The sequence below is a fragment of the Marisediminitalea alba genome (assembly GCF_002993365.1).
Lineage (GTDB): Bacteria > Pseudomonadota > Gammaproteobacteria > Enterobacterales > Alteromonadaceae > Alteromonas > Alteromonas alba.
In genome coordinates this window covers 1-16,670 of record NZ_PVNP01000080.1, presented here as the reverse complement: position 1 = coordinate 16,670, position 16,670 = coordinate 1, and the positions used below count along the sequence as shown (strand labels likewise).

Sequence of the window (16,670 nt, the reverse complement as noted above, 5' to 3'; positions counted from 1 at the left end):
TTTTTACTTGCGGAGGAAGCATGAGCATTCGTCATTCGGTTACACGGTGTATTTCAGGTCTTATTTTAAATTGCGCCCTGGTTGTCGGTGTAAGCTCTGCCGCTGAATTTAACACAGGGCCGGTGTTTCAGGATTATGGCAAAAAGGTGCAGGTTGAAGGCGTCGAATTTAACGCTAACACTGAGTTTAAAGTGGCTTTTGATGTGGCGAAGGGGGCAGAACCCGGTAAAGTAAACCGACAGTTCGACAGTCTTGCCCGATTTATTAATATGCACGTGGCGAGCGGTGTTCCGGCAGAAAATATTGAGCTGACGTTGGTGGTGCATGGCAGTGCCACACTGGATTTACTGGCGGACCCGGCCTACCAACAAAAGCAGGGCGGCAAAAATACCAATATTGCCTTGTTAAATGCGCTGATGGCGAATCAGGTGCGGGTAATTGTATGCGGTCAGTCAGCCGCGGCCCATGGCTATGCTAATGAGGCTTTTCTGCCCGGCGTGGAAGTGGCGCTATCAGCGATGAGCGCTCACGCGTTGTTGCAACAACAGGGCTATACCTTAAATCCTTTTTAAGCAATGCCGTTAAAATTGTCAGGCGCGGTTTACCGGAAACGCCAATACCTGTTCGATATGGGTGTAGCCATGTTTGAGCATTAAAATACGATCAATGCCCATGGCCACGCCCGCACAGGCAGGTAAACCTGCCTCTAATGCACCGAGGAAACGTTCGTCGAGCGGTTTTTCCTCAAACCGGAAAGTGCGGCGTAAGCGGTTGTCGTGTTCAAAGCGTTTGCGCTGCTCGGCGGCATCCTGCAACTCGTGAAAACCATTCGCCAGCTCGGTACCTTTAAAATACAGTTCAAAGCGGTCGGCGACTCGCGGATCATCGCGGCTAATTTTTGCCAGTGACGACTGAGAGGCCGGATAATCATAAATAAAACACGGATATTGCTGGCCAATTCTCGGCTCAATTTCATAGCTGAACAGCAACTGCAGCATGCCATCGTGATCGATGGGATACTCATCGCTTAGATCGATATTGCAATCATTAAAGACTTCAGCAATACGCTGGGTACTGTCGCTTAGCGGGTCGAGGTTCAGGTGCTTTTGAAATGCCTGCTGATAGGTCATGCGCTCGGTTTGCTGCGCGCCAATAAGCGCTTTAAGCAAGTCGCTTATTTCATCCATCAAGGCATGGTGATCCAGCCCAATCCGATACCATTCAAGCATAGTGAACTCGGGGTTATGTAAGCGCCCGAAGCCCTCATGGCGGAACACTTTCGACATCTGATAAATGGAAGTCTGGTAGCTGGCCAATAAGCGTTTTAACGCGAATTCGGGGGATGTCTGTAAATACAGCGTTTCATTGTGGCCACTGTCGCTGTAGGCGAAGTTTGTCGCAAAGCCATCTATAAAGACATCGGTAACGGTACCGTGGGATAACACCGGCGTGTCGACTTCCAGCACATCACGTTCGGCAAAAAACTGGCGAATGGCAGTGTAAAGTTGTGCTCGCTCGCGCAGGGCTTGTAATGAAGCGGTAGGCCGCCAGTTGTCTGGAGTTGTCATAGGATACGCTGGTAAGTCTGCGTACCTGTCCGGTCGGAAGGTACGCAGCAAAAGAATTATTTTTGTGCGCGGGAAACGTATTCACCCGTACGGGTATCAACTTTAATGACTTCGCCGGTTTGCACAAACAGCGGTACACGAACTACCGCGCCAGTGGTCAACGTTGCTGGTTTACCACCGGTACCTGCAGTATCGCCTTTCAGACCCGGGTCGGTTTCGGTAATTTCCAGTTCAACAAAGTTTGGCGGGCTCACGGTGATAGGGGCGCCGTTCCATAAAGTAATGGTACAAACATCGTTTTCTACCAACCACTTAACATTATCGCCCACGGCTTTTTCGTCGGCAGCGATTTGTTCGAATGTTTCATTATTCATAAAGTGGTAGAATTCGCCATCGGTATACAGGTAGGCCAGTTCCGTATCCATTACGTCTGCGCCTTCGACTGATTCACCGGAACGGAAGGTTTTTTCCAGTACTTTGCCAGAAATCAGTTTACGAATTCTAACCCGGTTAAACGCCTGGCCTTTACCGGGCTTAACATATTCGTTTTCAAGAATGTTGCAAGGTTCGCCGTCGAGCATGATTTTCAGGCCCGCTTTGAACTCGTTAGTGCTGAAATTAGCCATAATTCCTCAATAAAAACTGTAGGTTTTAGTTTTAGTGGCGCAAATAATACAAAAAAATAGCATAACTGTAGAGCAAAACTGGCAAAAAGAGTTGGCCAGTGGCTTTACTGATCCATTTTCACTGCTCAGTTACCTGAATCTGGACCCCACTGACTTTGGCTCGCATGCCGAAGCCCGTCGCTTATTTCCGATGCGGGTGCCGCGCTTTTTTGCCTCATTAATGGAAAAAGGCAACTGGCAGGACCCTCTGTTATTGCAGGTGTTACCCAGCAATCAGGAATTCCTCACCGCGCCTGGTTACAGCCAGGATCCGCTTGCAGAGCATGATACCGCGAATCCAGGCCTGTTACATAAATACCACAGCCGCGTGCTGTTAATTGTAAAAGGCGGCTGCGCGGTAAATTGCCGCTACTGCTTTCGCCGGCACTTCCCCTACGCCGACAACTCACTGAGTAACACCGAACTGGAAAATAACATCGCCTATATTGCTGAGGATCCAGCTATCGACGAGGTGATACTCTCCGGCGGCGACCCGTTAATGGCAAAAGACAGCAAACTCGCTACACTGGCCGAAAAAATTGCCGCCATTCCCCATGTAAAAAGGCTGCGTATTCATACCCGCCTGCCGGTGGTCATGCCCTCGAGACTCGACGCTTCTTTCTATCGCTGGTTTGCCGGGCTCCCCGTGCAACGTGTACTGGTACTGCATATCAACCACGCCAATGAAGTGTCGACTGAACTGGCCGAAAAACTTGCGCCTTTGCGTCAGGCGGGCGTCACAGTGCTTAATCAGGCAGTATTACTAAAAGGAATAAACGACACCGCCGATATCCAGGCACAGTTAAACGAAAAGGTGTTTGCTGCCGGCATTATGCCTTATTACCTGCATCTGTTAGATAAGGTACAGGGTGCTGCGCATTTTGATATTGATGTAGAACAAGCCAGAGAAATAATGGCCGGAGTGATAAAGCGATTGCCAGGCTTTATGGTTCCCAAGCTCGTTACCGAAATTGGTGGCCAGCCTGGCAAAACGCCGGTTGACTTACGTCTTTATCCGCAAGACTAAACCCACAGGTTCAGTCAGAGTTACGCGAACGTATCGATGTTGGCACCGATAGCCGGGTTGGCGGACGTAGGTTTTGGTACGTCAGCGGCTGATTCCAGCAGCTGAAGCGTCGCTTTTCCTTCCTGCTCTTGCTGACCCTTAGCCAGTTTGAGAGAAGCCAACTCAAGCGACGCACCGGACGTTCCAGAGGCACCTGCACCTTGAATATCCATACCAGTTTCCTTATTTGCTTGTAGCAACGTTAAAAAGTGGGCAGAATTGCCCACCTCACTGCTATATCGGCAGACCTTAATCATTCTTTAGTCTTTTTTCTGTTTTACTTAAGGAGCGCTCTTTGGATTCTGTTCACCAGCAATTACAGGAAACGCTACAAACACTTTATCGCAAAGCGGTGGATGCCGATCAGATCCTTGATCAATTGCAGCACCAGCAACAGGGCAAGTTTGCTGCCATCTTTGCCGACGACAGCGGTTTTACCACCCGCTCAAAACGCTTTGACCCCTATGTGGAAGAAATCGCCGCCGACTGGCAGGCCCTCAAACAACTCAGCGATGAAGAGGCTAAACAGGCACTGGTGCCATTAGTAAAGAAAATAGAACTGACATTAAGCACCTTGCAGCAATTTGTCAGCAGCGTGAAGAAGTAAGCCCGCCGGGCAAAATTGGGAAAGTATGGGCTGCCGCTATTGCTGATATAGCGGCAGGTTATCAATACGCTGTTGAATCTCAGCGACCTGTTTTCGGTATGCCGGGCTGTCTACCTCGCTGTAACGGTGCCGGAACTCCTGCTTGCTCAGTCCTTCCGGTAAGCCACCGATGTAGGGCAGAATATCCCGCTCACGAAGACCCTGTTGCGCCAGCTCCTGGAGTCGCAACGCGCTGTCTGGCTGAGTAGCAATACGGGCAAACGCCATTCCCGACATATCCGCAGCCAGATCAACAAAGCTGTAACCACTGCCGCCCATGGCCCGGTCCATCAGTTCCTTAAATTCGCCAATGGCAAGGGTCATGTTTTGTTGGGAAAGAATTTGCAAGGCTGCAGAAATGGTAAAGTGACGAGCCAGATCATTACGCTGGGCCAGCACAGCCGGCGCTTTAGACTCAACCGGCGAATCCCCTTGTGGCTGACTCGCCCCGGCCAGGCCGCTGATTCTGTGATCGCCCAGAAAGATGGCTAAAGCCAACAGCGCAGCCTGATTATGCATTACCGGATCGCCGTCTTTACTTAGTGAGGCCGCCCGGCTGAACATCAGGTTAAGGTAGTTAGCAACCGACTGCGGCGACGGCGAACGCCCTAGAGGCGAGTCATTAACATAAGCAAGATAATCGGTAGTTAGTTCGCCTAGTTCATCCACCCCGGTACTGATATTTTCGCGGGCAACATCGATTTGCTGGAGTAATTCATCCAACGGCCGCATGTCCAGTACCAGCCGTTCATCAGACATAGTGATTTGGGTGATCTGATTTGCAGCAGTACTGGCTACATCACTACTGGTAAAACGGTCCACCAGCCATACCGCGCTGGATAAGGCAGTATCTCCCGGTACCACCAGATTACCAATCCTGACGTGATCGATATTAACCCCCTCCCCCGGAAACACCTGGGCAGAAAGGTTAATGTAAAAGTCATCAGCCGGCGCCGGCAACGCAATACTGGCAGCAATTTGGGTTTGTTGCGCCTCTACTTCTACTGCCCCGTTAAAGCCGGGCAAAGCGCGCTGGGCAAATCCCATCAGGCTTTCAAACTGTGCTTGAGACACCTCAACGCGCTGCTGTGAATGGCGCTCTTCAAGGCTGTTTTTTAACTGGCGGAGCAAAGCATGCACTGTTTCGGCGTTATCGACCTGCTGCGCAGATACGCGACTGACCTTAGGCGAGCCGTCTACCACCAGCACGGCAAGCAGGGTTAGCGCGGCAACAAACAGCAATACAATAATAAACAGGAGTCGGCCGAACATGTTTTTGGATATCCTATCAGCACCGGGTTGGTTAGTTAGCTAAATTGCTCATTAGTCCACGCAGACAAGCTTTGATATACTGCGGCCGCGGCAGAAAAGTCATGGCCCATGGATTGTTCAGTAGGTATCGCCACACATTGCAGTCCTGCCGCTACCGCGGCAGCCAGACCGTGCTCGGTATCTTCCACTGCCATCGCCTGCTCTGCTGTCAGCCCCATGTGCTCCAAAGCCATTAAGTAACAATCGGGCGCTGGTTTACTGTGCTCAACGTCCTCTACCGCTACTACACACTCCACCCAGTCGGCAAAGCCGTAACATTCCAGGGTGCGTTGCACCGAATACTTGCTGCCGCCTGTCACGATGGCAATACGTAACCCCAGCTCATGACAGAGCGTCATGGTTTCCAGCGCGCCAGGCATTAACGGGAAGGGCGCTTTTTGCAGATGTTCTTCGGTCAGCCGGGTTTTCGTATCGGCTAACGCCGCGGGCTCAGCCGACAACTTGAAATCCCGCACCACATCCACGCCATTTTGTGAAGTGGGCACACCCGCCATGGTCTCGTTATAGTAAGCGTCGGTTAATTCAACATCATAAGGCGCGAGGGTTTGCTGCCACAACTTAAAATGAACCGCCTCTGAATTTATCAGCGTACCATCATGGTCGAATAAAATTGCCTGCAGCGCTGCTCCCGGGTTTGCCATTACACTACCTCGGCCAGATTACCTTTGCTTTCCAGCCAGGTTTTACGGTCACCACTGCGTTTCTTGGCCAAGAGCATATCCATCATTTCGAGCATTTCATCGTTATCGTCAGCCGTTAATTGCACCAGCCTACGGGTATTTGGATCCATGGTGGTTTCGCGCAGTTGTAACGGGTTCATTTCACCAAGGCCTTTAAAGCGCTGTACGTTTACTTTGCCACGTTTTTTGTCTGCTTCGATGCGATCCAGAATGCCCTGTTTTTCGGCTTCATCCAGCGCATAAAACACTTCCTTGCCCACATCGATTCTGAATAGTGGCGGCATGGCAACGTACACATGACCAGCATTCACCAACGCACGGAAGTGACGCACAAATAACGCGCATAATAGGGTAGCGATATGCAGACCGTCTGAGTCAGCATCGGCCAAAATACAAATTTTACCGTAACGCAAACCGGTTAAATCTTCGGAGTCGGGATCAATCCCCAGCGCCACGGAAATATCGTGAATTTCCTGCGAGCCGAGTATTTGCCCGGAGTCCACTTCCCAGCTGTTAAGTATTTTACCGCGTAGCGGCATGATGGCCTGAAATTCGCGATCGCGAGCCTGCTTGGCAGAACCACCAGCGGAATCTCCTTCCACCAGGAACAGTTCAGACTGAGTAATATCCTGCGAGCCACAATCGGTTAATTTACCTGGCAACGCCGGGCCCTGAGTCACCTTCTTACGGGCGACCTTTTTGTTCTGACGCAGGCGGCGCTGTGCATTGTTGATACACATTTCGGCCAACGTTTCGGCGATGTCGGTGTGCTGATTCAGCCACAGACTGAATGAATCTTTAACCACGCCAGAAACAAACGCCGACGCTTGGCGCGAGGACAGACGCTCTTTGGTCTGGCCGGCAAACTGCGGATCGTGCATTTTGGTAGAAAGAATATATGCACAGCGATCCCAGATATCATCGGGTGTTAATTTAACCCCGCGTGGCAGTAGACTGCGGAATTCACAGAACTCACGCATAGATTCTAACAAGCCCTGGCGCAAGCCATTAACGTGTGTACCACCCTGAGCGGTAGGAATCAGATTTACGTAACTTTCGGTGGTCAGTTCGCCACCTTCCGGTAACCACATTACGGCCCAGTCAGCTGCCTCGCCGTTACCACTGAAACTGCCGGTGAAAGGCACATCGTCGGGCACGGTAATGTAATCTTTAACGGCGCTTATCAGGTAATCCTGTAAACCGTCTTCATAGTGCCACTCGTGAGTTTCCTTGCCGATCTTGTCTTCAAACTTGATCCGCAGGCCTGGGCATAACACTGCCTTTGCACGCAGGTTATGACAAAGTTTTGCTACGGAGAATTTTGCCGAATCAAAATATTGCGGATCAGGCCAGAAGCGCACGCTGGTACCGGTATTACGCCGGCCGCAGGTATCGATAACGTTGAGGTCTTCGGCTCTGTCGCCATCGGCGAAGGCAATAAAGTAAACCTGACTGTCGCGACGGATGGTAACTTCCACCCGGTTAGACAGCGCGTTAACCACCGAGATCCCCACACCGTGCAAACCACCGGAGTACTCGTAGTTTTTATTGGAGAACTTACCACCAGCATGGAGCTTGGTCATGATCAGCTCAACCCCGGAGATCTTTTCTTCCGGATGAATATCCACCGGCATACCACGACCGTCATCCACCACTTCCAGGGACTGGTCTTCATGCAGTACCACTTTGATATTAGAGGCGTGCCCCGCCAGCGCTTCGTCCACACTGTTGTCGAACACTTCCTGACCAAGGTGATTCGGGCGGGTCGTGTCTGTGTACATTCCCGGACGCCGTTTAACCGGCTCCAGACCATTTAGGACCTCAATTGCATCTGAATTATATTGATTCGACATTGTTGTGATTATTCTTCGTTTGAGCTGCACACGTGTTGCAATGGTAGCGTTGCAAGCAGACGCCACCAGAACAACCTTTTAACTGATGTTATCAGGGGTCTGGTAGAAGCGCAATTTGACCTAACTTTGGGTTGCTTTGGCCGAATTAAGGAAAGCCATTATTCCATCAAGGTGGGCTTCGTAATTCACAAAACTGTGATCGCCGCCTTCCTCTATATACACATCAGCGCCGGAGTAATGCTCTACAGCCTGACGGTAATCAAGGGTTTCATCGCCGGTTTGCAGCAGCACCTTATAGCATTCGGGATGACTCAGCTGCGGCTGATAAAATCCGCGGATATGGCCGATATCATCTTCGCTAAGAACGAAACGTTTATTCGTGTAAGGGTTTTCGTGTTCGCCCAGATAGTCTTTAAGCAATTCAAAGGGGGTTACCGCCGGATTGATAAGTACCGCTCTGCCACCGTATTGCTCGGTGAGCCAGGTTGCCAGATAGCCGCCCATGGAACTGCCTATCACCTTAAGGCCTCCGGTGAGTAAATCCGGATGCGCTTTTAGCAGCGCCTGCAATTGCGCTTCAAGTTCGGCAGGGCTATTGGATAATTCCGGGCAGATAAAGGTTGTGTCAGGAAAATGTTGTAGCAGGTACGCCCGGGTTTGGTTGGCTTTTAACGAGCTTGGGGAGCTTAAGAATCCATGTAGGTAAAGTATCGACGCCATTACGACTCCTGTTTTATTGCGTTATCCGGTGTATGCGGGAAGTAAAAGTACCATTTTCTGCCCATTCAATTACCCGAAACCCAGGTCTTTCGCTGGCCAGGCCAAACTCGGCTGAAAGTTGCCACTGCCAGCACGAAGACGGCACACCAAGTATCGGAGTATCGCTAAGCTGAGCCTGATTGTCGGCATGAATGTGACCATGTAATACGGCTTTTACCGGGTACTCTGCAAGCCAGCGGGCAAGCGCGACAGTATTTTGCAGCGCATGATTATCCATCCAGCTGCCCGTGGCAACCGGATGATGGTGAATGGCCAGCAGGTGCCCGGCATCGGGTGCAGTAGCAATACTAGCTGCAACACTGGCCAGTTGCCTCTCATCAACCATACCAAGCGTACCCTCAAGTCGCGTATCCAGGCCATGAATATATTTGCCTTCAAGTACCCAGGGCGCATTAGCCTGTAACCAGTTGGCTTTAAGCGTCTGGTCAAAATAGGCGTTATTATCGTGATTGCCGGGGATCACCCGCCATGGTATCTCCCCGCCCCATCGGTTCAGCAGACGCAGAAATAACTGATAACTGGCGGCGCTGTCGTCGCCGGAAATATCTCCGGTAAATAACAGGCCGTTTGGTTGTTGCTCAGCGGCCGCAACCAGCACAGCAGTAAGAGATTGCGCGGGATTAATATCACCGTAGGCGGATAATTCGGGTGATGCAAACAAATGACAGTCAGATATTTGGATCAGCTTCATTTAAGTTGAGGCAATAGGCTGTGCGTTGTGATTTAAACAAAAATGCAGCCACTCGGTTAAAAACAAATTCACCATGTGTTTTTCGTTGCGAAGGCGCATTTTAGCATTGGGGTATTCGTAAGAAGGCGCCAGTGCGCCAGCATTCTGACTGGAGGTGACCTCGGCCATTCGCGCATCATGATACAACCTGACTGTCATGGATGGCTTAAGATAACCGGGCGTTGCAACGTTCACCTGTTCCACCAAAATGGTACTGGTGTAGCGTGCCGATTCAATAATCTGAATACGGTAAGACAACCCCAGTCCGGCCGTAAACCGGTAGGTGAGGTCCTCGGTATCGCAGTCGGGTAACATGCTTAAAAGATGCACATAATTACGCTCGCAGATTGCCTGCAAGGTGGGTAAATTAGGTACATATTTACGCTTATTACTGGTCACCGGACTGCCACTGCTCTAACAAAGTGTGTTTGTTCATAAAAAACCATTGTAACGCAATTATGCTTGCCGCGTTGTCTATTTTACCGGATTCCAGCCACTCACGGGCTGTGTCTTCTGCCACCCGGTGGACTAATATATCTTCTGATTCATACTCAAGTCCGTGCACACCGGACGCATTAGCCGCATCGGTACAGGCCACGTACACATGCAACCTTTCGGTGGTACCGCCAGGGCTCGCCAGGTAACTTAAGGCTTTAGTAAGGTGAGTGAGTGCAATCCCCGCTTCTTCCTGCGCTTCGCGATGACAGACTGACTCCTGACTTTCCCCTTCGTCGATGATACCGGCGATAATCTCTATCAACCACGGGGAATCAGTAGTAGGCAACGCACCAATCCGAATTTGTTCAATCAACACAAACTCCTGGCGAACCGGATCGTATGGCAGCACGGCAACCGCGTGGCCCCGCTCGAAGATTTCCCGGCTGATGTTTCCGGTCCAGGTACCGTCGTATTTCTTGTGCGAAAAGTCGTAGCGAACCATCGTGAAGAAACCTTCGTACAAGGGTTCAATTGCGGCGATTTTGACGTCTTCTGAGTTGAAACGTTGAATTTTCGCTGTCATTGCATTCTCATTTATAGATTAAACCAGTTAATATACGCGATTGAGTATTTACGATCATGAGTGTATATATAATTTTCGTATAAACACGCTCAGACAAATAAGACACATATTCTGTTACACTTGCGCAAGCTCTGTTACGACTTAGTTGTGTCTTTTATTATGCGATTTTTTTAAAGTACACCAATGTAGTTGAAGTGAGATCGTCATTTGGGTGCATGGTTCGGGCAAAGGCATACCCGTTAACCATACTAGCGTAATTTTGCTACCCATATCACCCATTTAGTTAGTAAACACAGTTGAGATTGAAGGCACAAACATGAAAAAAACACTTTTATCGCTAATGCTTGGTCTGGGAATGACCACACCGGTATTAGCAGATAGCTTATTGGACGTTTATCAACAAGCCATGGCCAACGATCCGGTTGTTAATCGTGCAAAAGCACAACGCGACGCAGCTTATCAGGCTATTCCAATTAGCCGTGCCGCGCTGTTACCACAAATTTCAGGTTCACTGGGATATTCCACGTCTACCAGTGAATCTACCCAGAACATTCAACGTGAAGATGAAAACGGCAACCCGACCTTCGAAATTTTTGACGTAGATGTTGACCTTGACTCGACCAGTTGGGGCATTGACCTCAGTATGTCGTTATACGACCACTCTCGCTGGTTAGGTCTGGACCAGGCTGAATTAACCGCAGAGCAAAGCGATGCCACGTACGCTGCCGCAGTACAACAACTTATCGTCCGTACCGTTACGGCTTACCTAGATGTATTGCGTGCCCAGGACAACCTGGATTTTGTGCAGGCAGAGAAACGTGCCATCGAACGCCAACTGGAACAAACCAAACAACGTTTTGAAGTGGGCTTAACTGCCATCACCGACGTGCACGAAGCGCAGGCCAATTACGACAATACTGTTGCTCAGGAAATTGTCGCAGAAAACAACATCGAGCTGGCCCGTGAAGCACTGCGTGTGATTACCGGTAAATATCACGACCGTCTGGACGTGCTGGATACCCAGCGTTTTTCCGCCTCATCACCATCGCCGCAGGCCGTTACTGAATGGCTGGACATCGCCGAAGAGTCTAACCTGACCCTACTAGCGCAGCGTCTGGCCATGGATGTAGCGAAGATGGAAATCGACATTGCCACAGCGGGTCACTACCCAACGCTTGGCCTGTCTGCATCGTATGGCAGCTCAAAAACCGAAGTTTCATCACCGTTTTTCATTGACGAAACGCCATTTCAGGATAGTCAGAGCATTGGTGTAAATGTGTCCGTACCTATTTACCAGGGCGGTCAGGTATCGGCGCAAACGGATCGTGCCCGCGCGTTGTTTATCAGTGCCAGTGAAGATTTAGAACTTGCCCATCGTCAGGCCGTTCAGTCAGTACGCAGTTCGTACAACGATGTGAAGGCTGCCATTTCGACTATACGCGCACTAGAACAAGCTGTGCTTTCAGCCGAAAGTGCATTAAAAGCCACTGAGGCGGGTTTTGATGTGGGTACGCGTACTATTGTTGACGTACTCAACAGCACCCGTAATCTTTTCAACGCTCGCGCTAACTTGTCTGGTTCGCGTTATGACTTTATCCAGGCTATGGTTACGCTAAAACAAGCGGCTGGTAATCTGACCGCCAGTGACCTTGAGCTAATTAGTCAGGGCCTGAAAGATGCGCCAATGGACAGCGAGTAATTCGCTTTACAATACACAACAAACGCGCCCTTGCGGCGCGTTTTTTATTGCACGATGATTTATCAGGGTTTAGATATAAACTGTATGGCCTCGAGACGTTGCAGGATTTCTTCCATAGACGCCTTAATTTTAAGGGTCTCTTCAACACTCGGCGCATGGTTATTTAATTGTTCTGCCAGTTGCGCTAATTTAGCTTGCAAACTTTCACTGCTGTCGTCCATGATACGGCCTGAAAAATTGATATTTCACAATCATATAGTCTTATTTCACGATTCTCAAACGAAACTAACTGACCATGAAGGCATCTCATCTACAGCACAAATTTGAACAGGTTCGAACCAATAAAGTGTTCGAACTTTTTGTTATTGCAGTTATTTTATTTTCGGCGTTACTGGTAGGGGCAAAAACCTACGACATGCCGAGTACCGTTAATCAGGTCACCAATGTACTCGACTGGCTGATTAGCGCGTTCTTTTTAATAGAAATCACCATTCGTTTTTTGGGTGAGAAAAACAAAGTCGATTTCTTTAAAAGCTTCTGGAACTGGTTTGATACGCTGATTGTATTAGTCAGTTTATTACCACTGGAAAACAGCGATACTGCACTGATAGCCCGACTGGTGCGGGTTTTCAGAGTGCTGCGGATGATCTCTATCATTCCGGAATTAAGAATACTTCTGGTTTCCCTGATGAAGGCCTTGCCTCAGCTTGGCTATGTGATGCTGCTGATGTTTATCATCTTTTATATTTACGCGGCCATCGGCAGTACGCTATTTGAAGACATCAACCCTAAACTATGGGGCGACATTACCATTTCACTGCTCACCCTGTTCAGGGTGATGACCTTTGAAGACTGGACAGATGTAATGTACGAAACCATGGAGGTCTATCCGTTAAGCTGGTTCTTCTACCTGAGCTTTATCTTTTTCACCGCTTTCGCGTTTTTAAATATGGTGATTGGTATTGTGGTCAATGTAATGGAAGAAGAAAACGCTAAGGCATACCGTGAAGCGCACAAAGATGAACCGACCATCAATGATATCGCCGCTCATTTAAAACGGCTCGAACAAAAAATTGATGGCATGCAGCGAAAGGAATAATCGCGTGTTAATAGGCTGAGCCAGCCTGTTCAGGAGATCCCGGATAAGCACTGCGTACTTTCCGGGATGACGGGAATATTAATGTCGGTATGACAATGTTGTATTAGCTTGTTCTCGTACTCATATCAATGCTAATCAAGCCTAGATATCCCCGGAAACGCTTTGCGTTATCCGGGGTCTGAATGTCATCCAGAAGGGACTATCCGGGACCCCCTTGCATGTTATCGTGGGCTAAAAATTTCCGCACTTTAATACCAATGAGTGCTTTTTCAGAACATCAAAATTTCTCAGCATTATGTCAACGACCCGACAAATTGCTAATGTTTCTGATCAACTATAAAAGCTACTTTGACTGAGCCAACCTGCTCAGGAGATCCCGTATACCACCTATTTCCTGTGCTTGTTGCTCTTAAAGCAACAATATTATCCTCAATTTCTGACGAGCTAGAAGAGTTAGCAGTAATAGCCATGAAAGTTAATATTAAACGGGTTAATAAGCCTATAACCAGTTCTTTGGTTAAAGTAGCGATGCCAAAAACTGTGTAAAAGGCACAATATCCTGTTTTACGCTGGCTGCTTCCAACGCTTGCATATATTCATCTCTTCGCTCGACAGGTACGACTGTCCATGGGTAACCACCAGATGCCATCATTAAATTCATGATGAATCTTCCCATTCTGCCGTTACCATCGAAGTAAGGGTGGATGTAGACGAAAATGAAGTGACCCAGTACCACTCTGACTGCTGCATTTTCCTCTTCTGCGAGCAAGTCGAAAAGTGTCGGCATCATGTCACGAACCGCTTCTCTGCTTGGTGGAGTATGCATAGACTGGCGAATATAGACAGGCCCTGACCGGTAACCAGCCAAGTCCGACTGTTTAATAATACCGGCCGCAACACTAGGACCAAATAAGGCGAGATACCAATCGCTGTGCGTCTGTTCCAATACATCGCCAGGGTTCTTACCTTCTAATACTGCTAACACGGCTTTTTTAACTTCCTGAAACGCATCCCAGTAGCCTCTAGCAGCCATGGCATCTAGGTGTTTTTTGCTGTGGTCTGAACCTTCAGCTTGCCAGTTGCCTGAACGAACCAGTTCAATCAATTCGCGAGTCACCCGATAGCCTTCAATGGACAGTGAGTGGTAGGCGTCTGTGACGTATTTGTCTTCCACTTCGGCCATGTAGGTTTCGATATCAATGGTTTGGTGTGGTTGTTCTGGAAAGTGTGCGATAATACTTTCACGCATTTGCGCCCACATCAGCCGCATGCGATTAACATAGGGCGAAACGTCACGACGACCAAAGCTAATCTGTACCTTCTCTGCGAAAGGGTCATCTTCTTGCATTTTCAAATCGGCCGCTTGCATGCCCTTTAAGATATTGTCAGCAATCAGATCCCGGCCTATATTTCTAAAAGCCCCCACTAATCGGCCGGCAATTACACTGTGATTACCTGCGAGTAAAACGGACAATACGTCGGATGCATCTGTCACCATCGATAAGGCTGTACGCATATGGACGGGGGCGTTTTGAAATTGATTTGCCGAAGAGTAAACAAGCGCAGCCGCCAGGCTGTATACATTGAGCCCCTCTAGATTTTCAATGTGTTCTGCGGCTGGCATGTTCAACCTGACATCAAAAATCGAGGTGTTGTGCAAAAAGGCGGTGGGTTTATTATTGCCTTTTGGGGAGCGTACGAGCAATTGCTGAGGAACGGTTCTATCACCGATATGCAGACTAAGTGATTGCTCTGGTGATAAACACCAGGATTGGTCGAATCGCTGTGACAAATAAGCGGCGCAAAAATCCCAAAAAGAGGTATACCAAGATGTACTGTCGCCAGGCTTTTCATCAGGCATCGCCGGTATGTACCAACCCCGAATAACTTCGCGAATAAACCCATGCTTCAATAGCCGCTCTCGGTGCACTCTGCTGAGTTGTTTTGACTGGATAGCAACAACCCCAGACTCTTGAAGCTGTTGTAATTGCTCAAGCGAATCTGCTAGTTTTTGTGATATGTCATTCATGTTCACTCCAGCTATTACTCGTGATACTTACCATTTATCAATCCTCACCTCTAGGTTTTAGCGTTATACCATTTATAGGTTTTAATGTCACTTGGTTTGTAGGTTTTAATGACTTGTTGTTTTTAGGCTTTAATGCTCATTAGCTTGAAGAAGGCATACAAGAAACAGAGCTTTCCGGCTATAAGCCTTCCCAAAGAAGTACAGATTTCTAACCGGCGAGCAATTAAGAAAGATGATGTAAATACGAGCTAACTTCTCCTTTAGTTAGTCGTTTTCCAGCTATGGCCGCAGGATGTGTTTTGGAATAAGTTTTTTTGAGCTGTGTTTGTGTTACCTCCAAATAGACTTGCGTGGTCGATAAGTCAGCGTGCCCCAGGTATTCCTGAAGTTCACGACAATTAGCGCCATTCTCAAGCATATGTGTCGCTGCACTATGTCGAAACGCATTACAAGCCGCACCAACCTCTATGCCAGCGCTTAGCAGGTACTTTTTAACCAAGGCCGTTAATTGATGAGGCCTGAATGCCAGGCCATGATTGTCCAAAAACACCGTTGTTCCCGATGTAGGATCAGGTCAAGTTTTATAACAAAAAAAGGGGGGGGAAGAACGTAATCAACCGTCATTCCGCACCTAATTAACTGATTTATTTTTCTTGACACCAATCCCCCATTTTGATCTATTACTCATCTTTGGGTGCAGCAAAATGGCTATTTCTACTACCTCCCTATCAGGGTTAACTATCAAACGCATGGACCATCTTGGTTTAGTATCCGGTATGTGTCGGGAGCTTGGTATCGCTAAGATGATTGACGCGGTTATCCCAAAAAACAATGAGCATAAGGTGACTCATGGAGAAGCCTTTGTCGCCATGCTTCTCAATGGTTTGGGTTTTCACAGCCGCACCCTACACATGTTTGCAGATTTTTTCGCTGACAAACCCACTGAACGCCTGATTGGTCCGGGTGTACAGGCCAAGCACCTGAATGATGATGTACTTGGTCGGTGTCTTGATGCCCTCTATGAAGCAGACGTGTCGTCGCTATATCAAGTCATGGCTGAGCGAGTGGTCGACACGCTGGGGTTAGCCAGTAACGCTGTGCACCTGGATATCACCAGTTTTCATGTCGATGGTGAATACGCTGTTGATGAACAAGATAGCGAGACTAAACGCATTGAACTGGTTAAAGGTTACAGCCGGGACCACCGGCCAGAATTAAACCAGGTGATACTGGAGCTGATTTGTGAAAATCAAGCCGGTATCCCTGTCTATATGCAGGCTTTAAGTGGCAATACGAATGACCAGAAAGCTTTTGCAGAAGTCACCCGTCACCATATTCAGTGTTTAAAGGCCGCACAACAATGCCGATATTTTGTTGCCGATGCGGCGCTTTATACCGAAGAATCTATCACTGCCCTGGCAACACAGAACCAATTGTTTATCTCACGAGTCCCCATGACCATCAAAGACGCCAGGCAGCACGTAAGCAACGTGACGGAAGCC

The 16,670-nt window shown here is 48.7% G+C and carries 19 protein-coding genes; 6 read left to right on the top strand and 13 right to left on the bottom strand.

What is annotated here, in order from left to right; translation table 11 throughout:
* Positions 1–20: 20 nt before the first annotated feature.
* Positions 21–572, top strand: coding sequence for a DsrE family protein (locus C6Y40_RS08850; protein WP_105934283.1), 552 nt, complete (start codon positions 21–23; stop codon positions 570–572).
* A gap of 18 nt (positions 573–590) precedes the next feature.
* Here C6Y40_RS08850 and epmA read toward each other — a convergent pair whose 3' ends face one another.
* Complete coding sequence (epmA, locus tag C6Y40_RS08845) at positions 591–1,568, bottom strand: elongation factor P--(R)-beta-lysine ligase (RefSeq protein WP_105934282.1); 978 nt, start codon at positions 1,566–1,568, stop codon at positions 591–593.
* 56 nt (positions 1,569–1,624) lie between these two features.
* Complete coding sequence (gene efp, locus C6Y40_RS08840) at positions 1,625–2,194, bottom strand: elongation factor P (protein ID WP_105934281.1); 570 nt, start codon at positions 2,192–2,194, stop codon at positions 1,625–1,627.
* A gap of 34 nt (positions 2,195–2,228) precedes the next feature.
* On the opposite strand from efp, the gene epmB reads away from it, so the two are divergent.
* On the top strand, positions 2,229–3,260 hold the full coding sequence (gene epmB, locus C6Y40_RS08835; RefSeq protein WP_105934280.1) for an EF-P beta-lysylation protein EpmB: 1,032 nt from the start codon (positions 2,229–2,231) through the stop codon (positions 3,258–3,260).
* 20 nt (positions 3,261–3,280) lie between these two features.
* Here the strand turns inward: epmB and C6Y40_RS08830 are convergent, their stop codons facing one another.
* A complete protein-coding gene (locus C6Y40_RS08830; protein ID WP_105934279.1) occupies positions 3,281–3,472 on the bottom strand; it encodes a hypothetical protein in 192 nt (63 codons plus the stop codon).
* A 122-nt stretch (positions 3,473–3,594) separates the two neighbouring features.
* Here C6Y40_RS08830 and priC point away from each other — a divergent pair, with 122 nt between their 5' ends.
* Positions 3,595–3,906, top strand: a complete 312-nt coding sequence (gene priC, locus C6Y40_RS08825; RefSeq protein WP_105934278.1) for a primosomal replication protein PriC — start codon at positions 3,595–3,597, stop codon at positions 3,904–3,906.
* A 36-nt stretch (positions 3,907–3,942) separates the two neighbouring features.
* Here the strand turns inward: priC and C6Y40_RS08820 are convergent, their stop codons facing one another.
* From C6Y40_RS08820 to nudF, 7 genes are all read right to left on the bottom strand, one after another.
* On the bottom strand, positions 3,943–5,217 hold the full coding sequence (locus tag C6Y40_RS08820; protein WP_105934277.1) for a YfiM family lipoprotein: 1,275 nt from the start codon (positions 5,215–5,217) through the stop codon (positions 3,943–3,945).
* Positions 5,218–5,252: 35 nt separating this feature from the next.
* Positions 5,253–5,918, bottom strand: coding sequence for an HAD family hydrolase (locus C6Y40_RS08815; RefSeq protein ID WP_105934276.1), 666 nt, complete (start codon positions 5,916–5,918; stop codon positions 5,253–5,255).
* Entirely contained in the window at positions 5,918–7,810 is a 1,893-nt protein-coding gene (gene parE / locus C6Y40_RS08810) for a DNA topoisomerase IV subunit B (protein ID WP_105934275.1), read from the bottom strand. The genes C6Y40_RS08815 and parE overlap by 1 nt, the downstream gene beginning before the upstream one ends.
* Positions 7,811–7,930: 120 nt before the next feature.
* On the bottom strand, positions 7,931–8,530 hold the full coding sequence (locus C6Y40_RS08805) for a YqiA/YcfP family alpha/beta fold hydrolase (protein WP_105934274.1): 600 nt from the start codon (positions 8,528–8,530) through the stop codon (positions 7,931–7,933).
* A 13-nt stretch (positions 8,531–8,543) separates the two neighbouring features.
* Positions 8,544–9,281, bottom strand: a complete 738-nt coding sequence (locus C6Y40_RS08800) for a metallophosphoesterase family protein (protein WP_105934273.1) — start codon at positions 9,279–9,281, stop codon at positions 8,544–8,546.
* Positions 9,282–9,677, bottom strand: a complete 396-nt coding sequence (locus C6Y40_RS08795) for a DUF1249 domain-containing protein (RefSeq protein ID WP_240621892.1) — start codon at positions 9,675–9,677, stop codon at positions 9,282–9,284. It abuts the gene before it with no gap.
* Positions 9,678–9,708: 31 nt separating this feature from the next.
* Positions 9,709–10,341 (bottom strand): ADP-ribose diphosphatase, encoded by a 633-nt coding sequence (gene nudF / locus C6Y40_RS08790; RefSeq protein ID WP_105934272.1) that lies wholly within the window; start codon positions 10,339–10,341, stop codon positions 9,709–9,711.
* Between the two features lie 316 nt (positions 10,342–10,657).
* On the opposite strand from nudF, the gene tolC reads away from it, so the two are divergent.
* A complete protein-coding gene (gene tolC / locus C6Y40_RS08785; protein WP_105934271.1) occupies positions 10,658–12,040 on the top strand; it encodes an outer membrane channel protein TolC in 1,383 nt (460 codons plus the stop codon).
* A 62-nt stretch (positions 12,041–12,102) separates the two neighbouring features.
* Here the strand turns inward: tolC and C6Y40_RS24725 are convergent, their stop codons facing one another.
* The gene (locus tag C6Y40_RS24725) at positions 12,103–12,261 is read right to left on the bottom strand and encodes a hypothetical protein (RefSeq protein ID WP_170308447.1); all 159 of its coding nucleotides are present in this window, start codon (positions 12,259–12,261) and stop codon (positions 12,103–12,105) included.
* Positions 12,262–12,335: 74 nt separating this feature from the next.
* Here C6Y40_RS24725 and C6Y40_RS08780 point away from each other — a divergent pair, with 74 nt between their 5' ends.
* Positions 12,336–13,139, top strand: a complete 804-nt coding sequence (locus C6Y40_RS08780) for an ion transporter (protein ID WP_105934270.1) — start codon at positions 12,336–12,338, stop codon at positions 13,137–13,139.
* Between the two features lie 517 nt (positions 13,140–13,656).
* Here the strand turns inward: C6Y40_RS08780 and C6Y40_RS08775 are convergent.
* Positions 13,657–15,168, bottom strand: a complete 1,512-nt coding sequence (locus C6Y40_RS08775) for a Fic family protein (RefSeq protein WP_105934269.1) — start codon at positions 15,166–15,168, stop codon at positions 13,657–13,659.
* 223 nt (positions 15,169–15,391) lie between these two features.
* Positions 15,392–15,718: a tyrosine-type recombinase/integrase gene (locus C6Y40_RS08770; RefSeq protein ID WP_105934268.1), complete on the bottom strand. Its 327-nt coding sequence runs from the start codon at positions 15,716–15,718 to the stop codon at positions 15,392–15,394.
* Positions 15,719–15,872: 154 nt separating this feature from the next.
* Between C6Y40_RS08770 and C6Y40_RS08765 the strand changes: the two genes are divergently transcribed.
* The coding region (locus C6Y40_RS08765; protein ID WP_146129531.1) for an IS1634 family transposase at positions 15,873–16,670 on the top strand (798 nt) is incomplete at its 3' end.

Excerpts from the sequence above, each read along its gene's own strand:
- C6Y40_RS08800 (WP_105934273.1), bottom strand. The coding sequence starts at position 9,281 with ATGAAGCTGATCCAAATATCTGACTGTCATTTGTTTGCATCACCCGAA.
- efp (WP_105934281.1), bottom strand. The coding sequence starts at position 2,194 with ATGGCTAATTTCAGCACTAACGAGTTCAAAGCGGGCCTGAAAATCATG.
- C6Y40_RS24725 (WP_170308447.1), bottom strand. The coding sequence starts at position 12,261 with ATGGACGACAGCAGTGAAAGTTTGCAAGCTAAATTAGCGCAACTGGCA.
- C6Y40_RS08815 (WP_105934276.1), bottom strand. The coding sequence starts at position 5,918 with ATGGCAAACCCGGGAGCAGCGCTGCAGGCAATTTTATTCGACCATGAT.
- C6Y40_RS08780 (WP_105934270.1), top strand. The coding sequence starts at position 12,336 with ATGAAGGCATCTCATCTACAGCACAAATTTGAACAGGTTCGAACCAAT.
- nudF (WP_105934272.1), bottom strand. The coding sequence starts at position 10,341 with ATGACAGCGAAAATTCAACGTTTCAACTCAGAAGACGTCAAAATCGCC.
- C6Y40_RS08805 (WP_105934274.1), bottom strand. The coding sequence starts at position 8,530 with ATGGCGTCGATACTTTACCTACATGGATTCTTAAGCTCCCCAAGCTCG.
- C6Y40_RS08775 (WP_105934269.1), bottom strand. The coding sequence starts at position 15,168 with ATGAATGACATATCACAAAAACTAGCAGATTCGCTTGAGCAATTACAA.
- parE (WP_105934275.1), bottom strand. The coding sequence starts at position 7,810 with ATGTCGAATCAATATAATTCAGATGCAATTGAGGTCCTAAATGGTCTG.
- epmA (WP_105934282.1), bottom strand. The coding sequence starts at position 1,568 with ATGACAACTCCAGACAACTGGCGGCCTACCGCTTCATTACAAGCCCTG.
- tolC (WP_105934271.1), top strand. The coding sequence starts at position 10,658 with ATGAAAAAAACACTTTTATCGCTAATGCTTGGTCTGGGAATGACCACA.
- C6Y40_RS08830 (WP_105934279.1), bottom strand. The coding sequence starts at position 3,472 with ATGGATATTCAAGGTGCAGGTGCCTCTGGAACGTCCGGTGCGTCGCTT.
- C6Y40_RS08820 (WP_105934277.1), bottom strand. The coding sequence starts at position 5,217 with ATGTTCGGCCGACTCCTGTTTATTATTGTATTGCTGTTTGTTGCCGCG.
- C6Y40_RS08850 (WP_105934283.1), top strand. The coding sequence starts at position 21 with ATGAGCATTCGTCATTCGGTTACACGGTGTATTTCAGGTCTTATTTTA.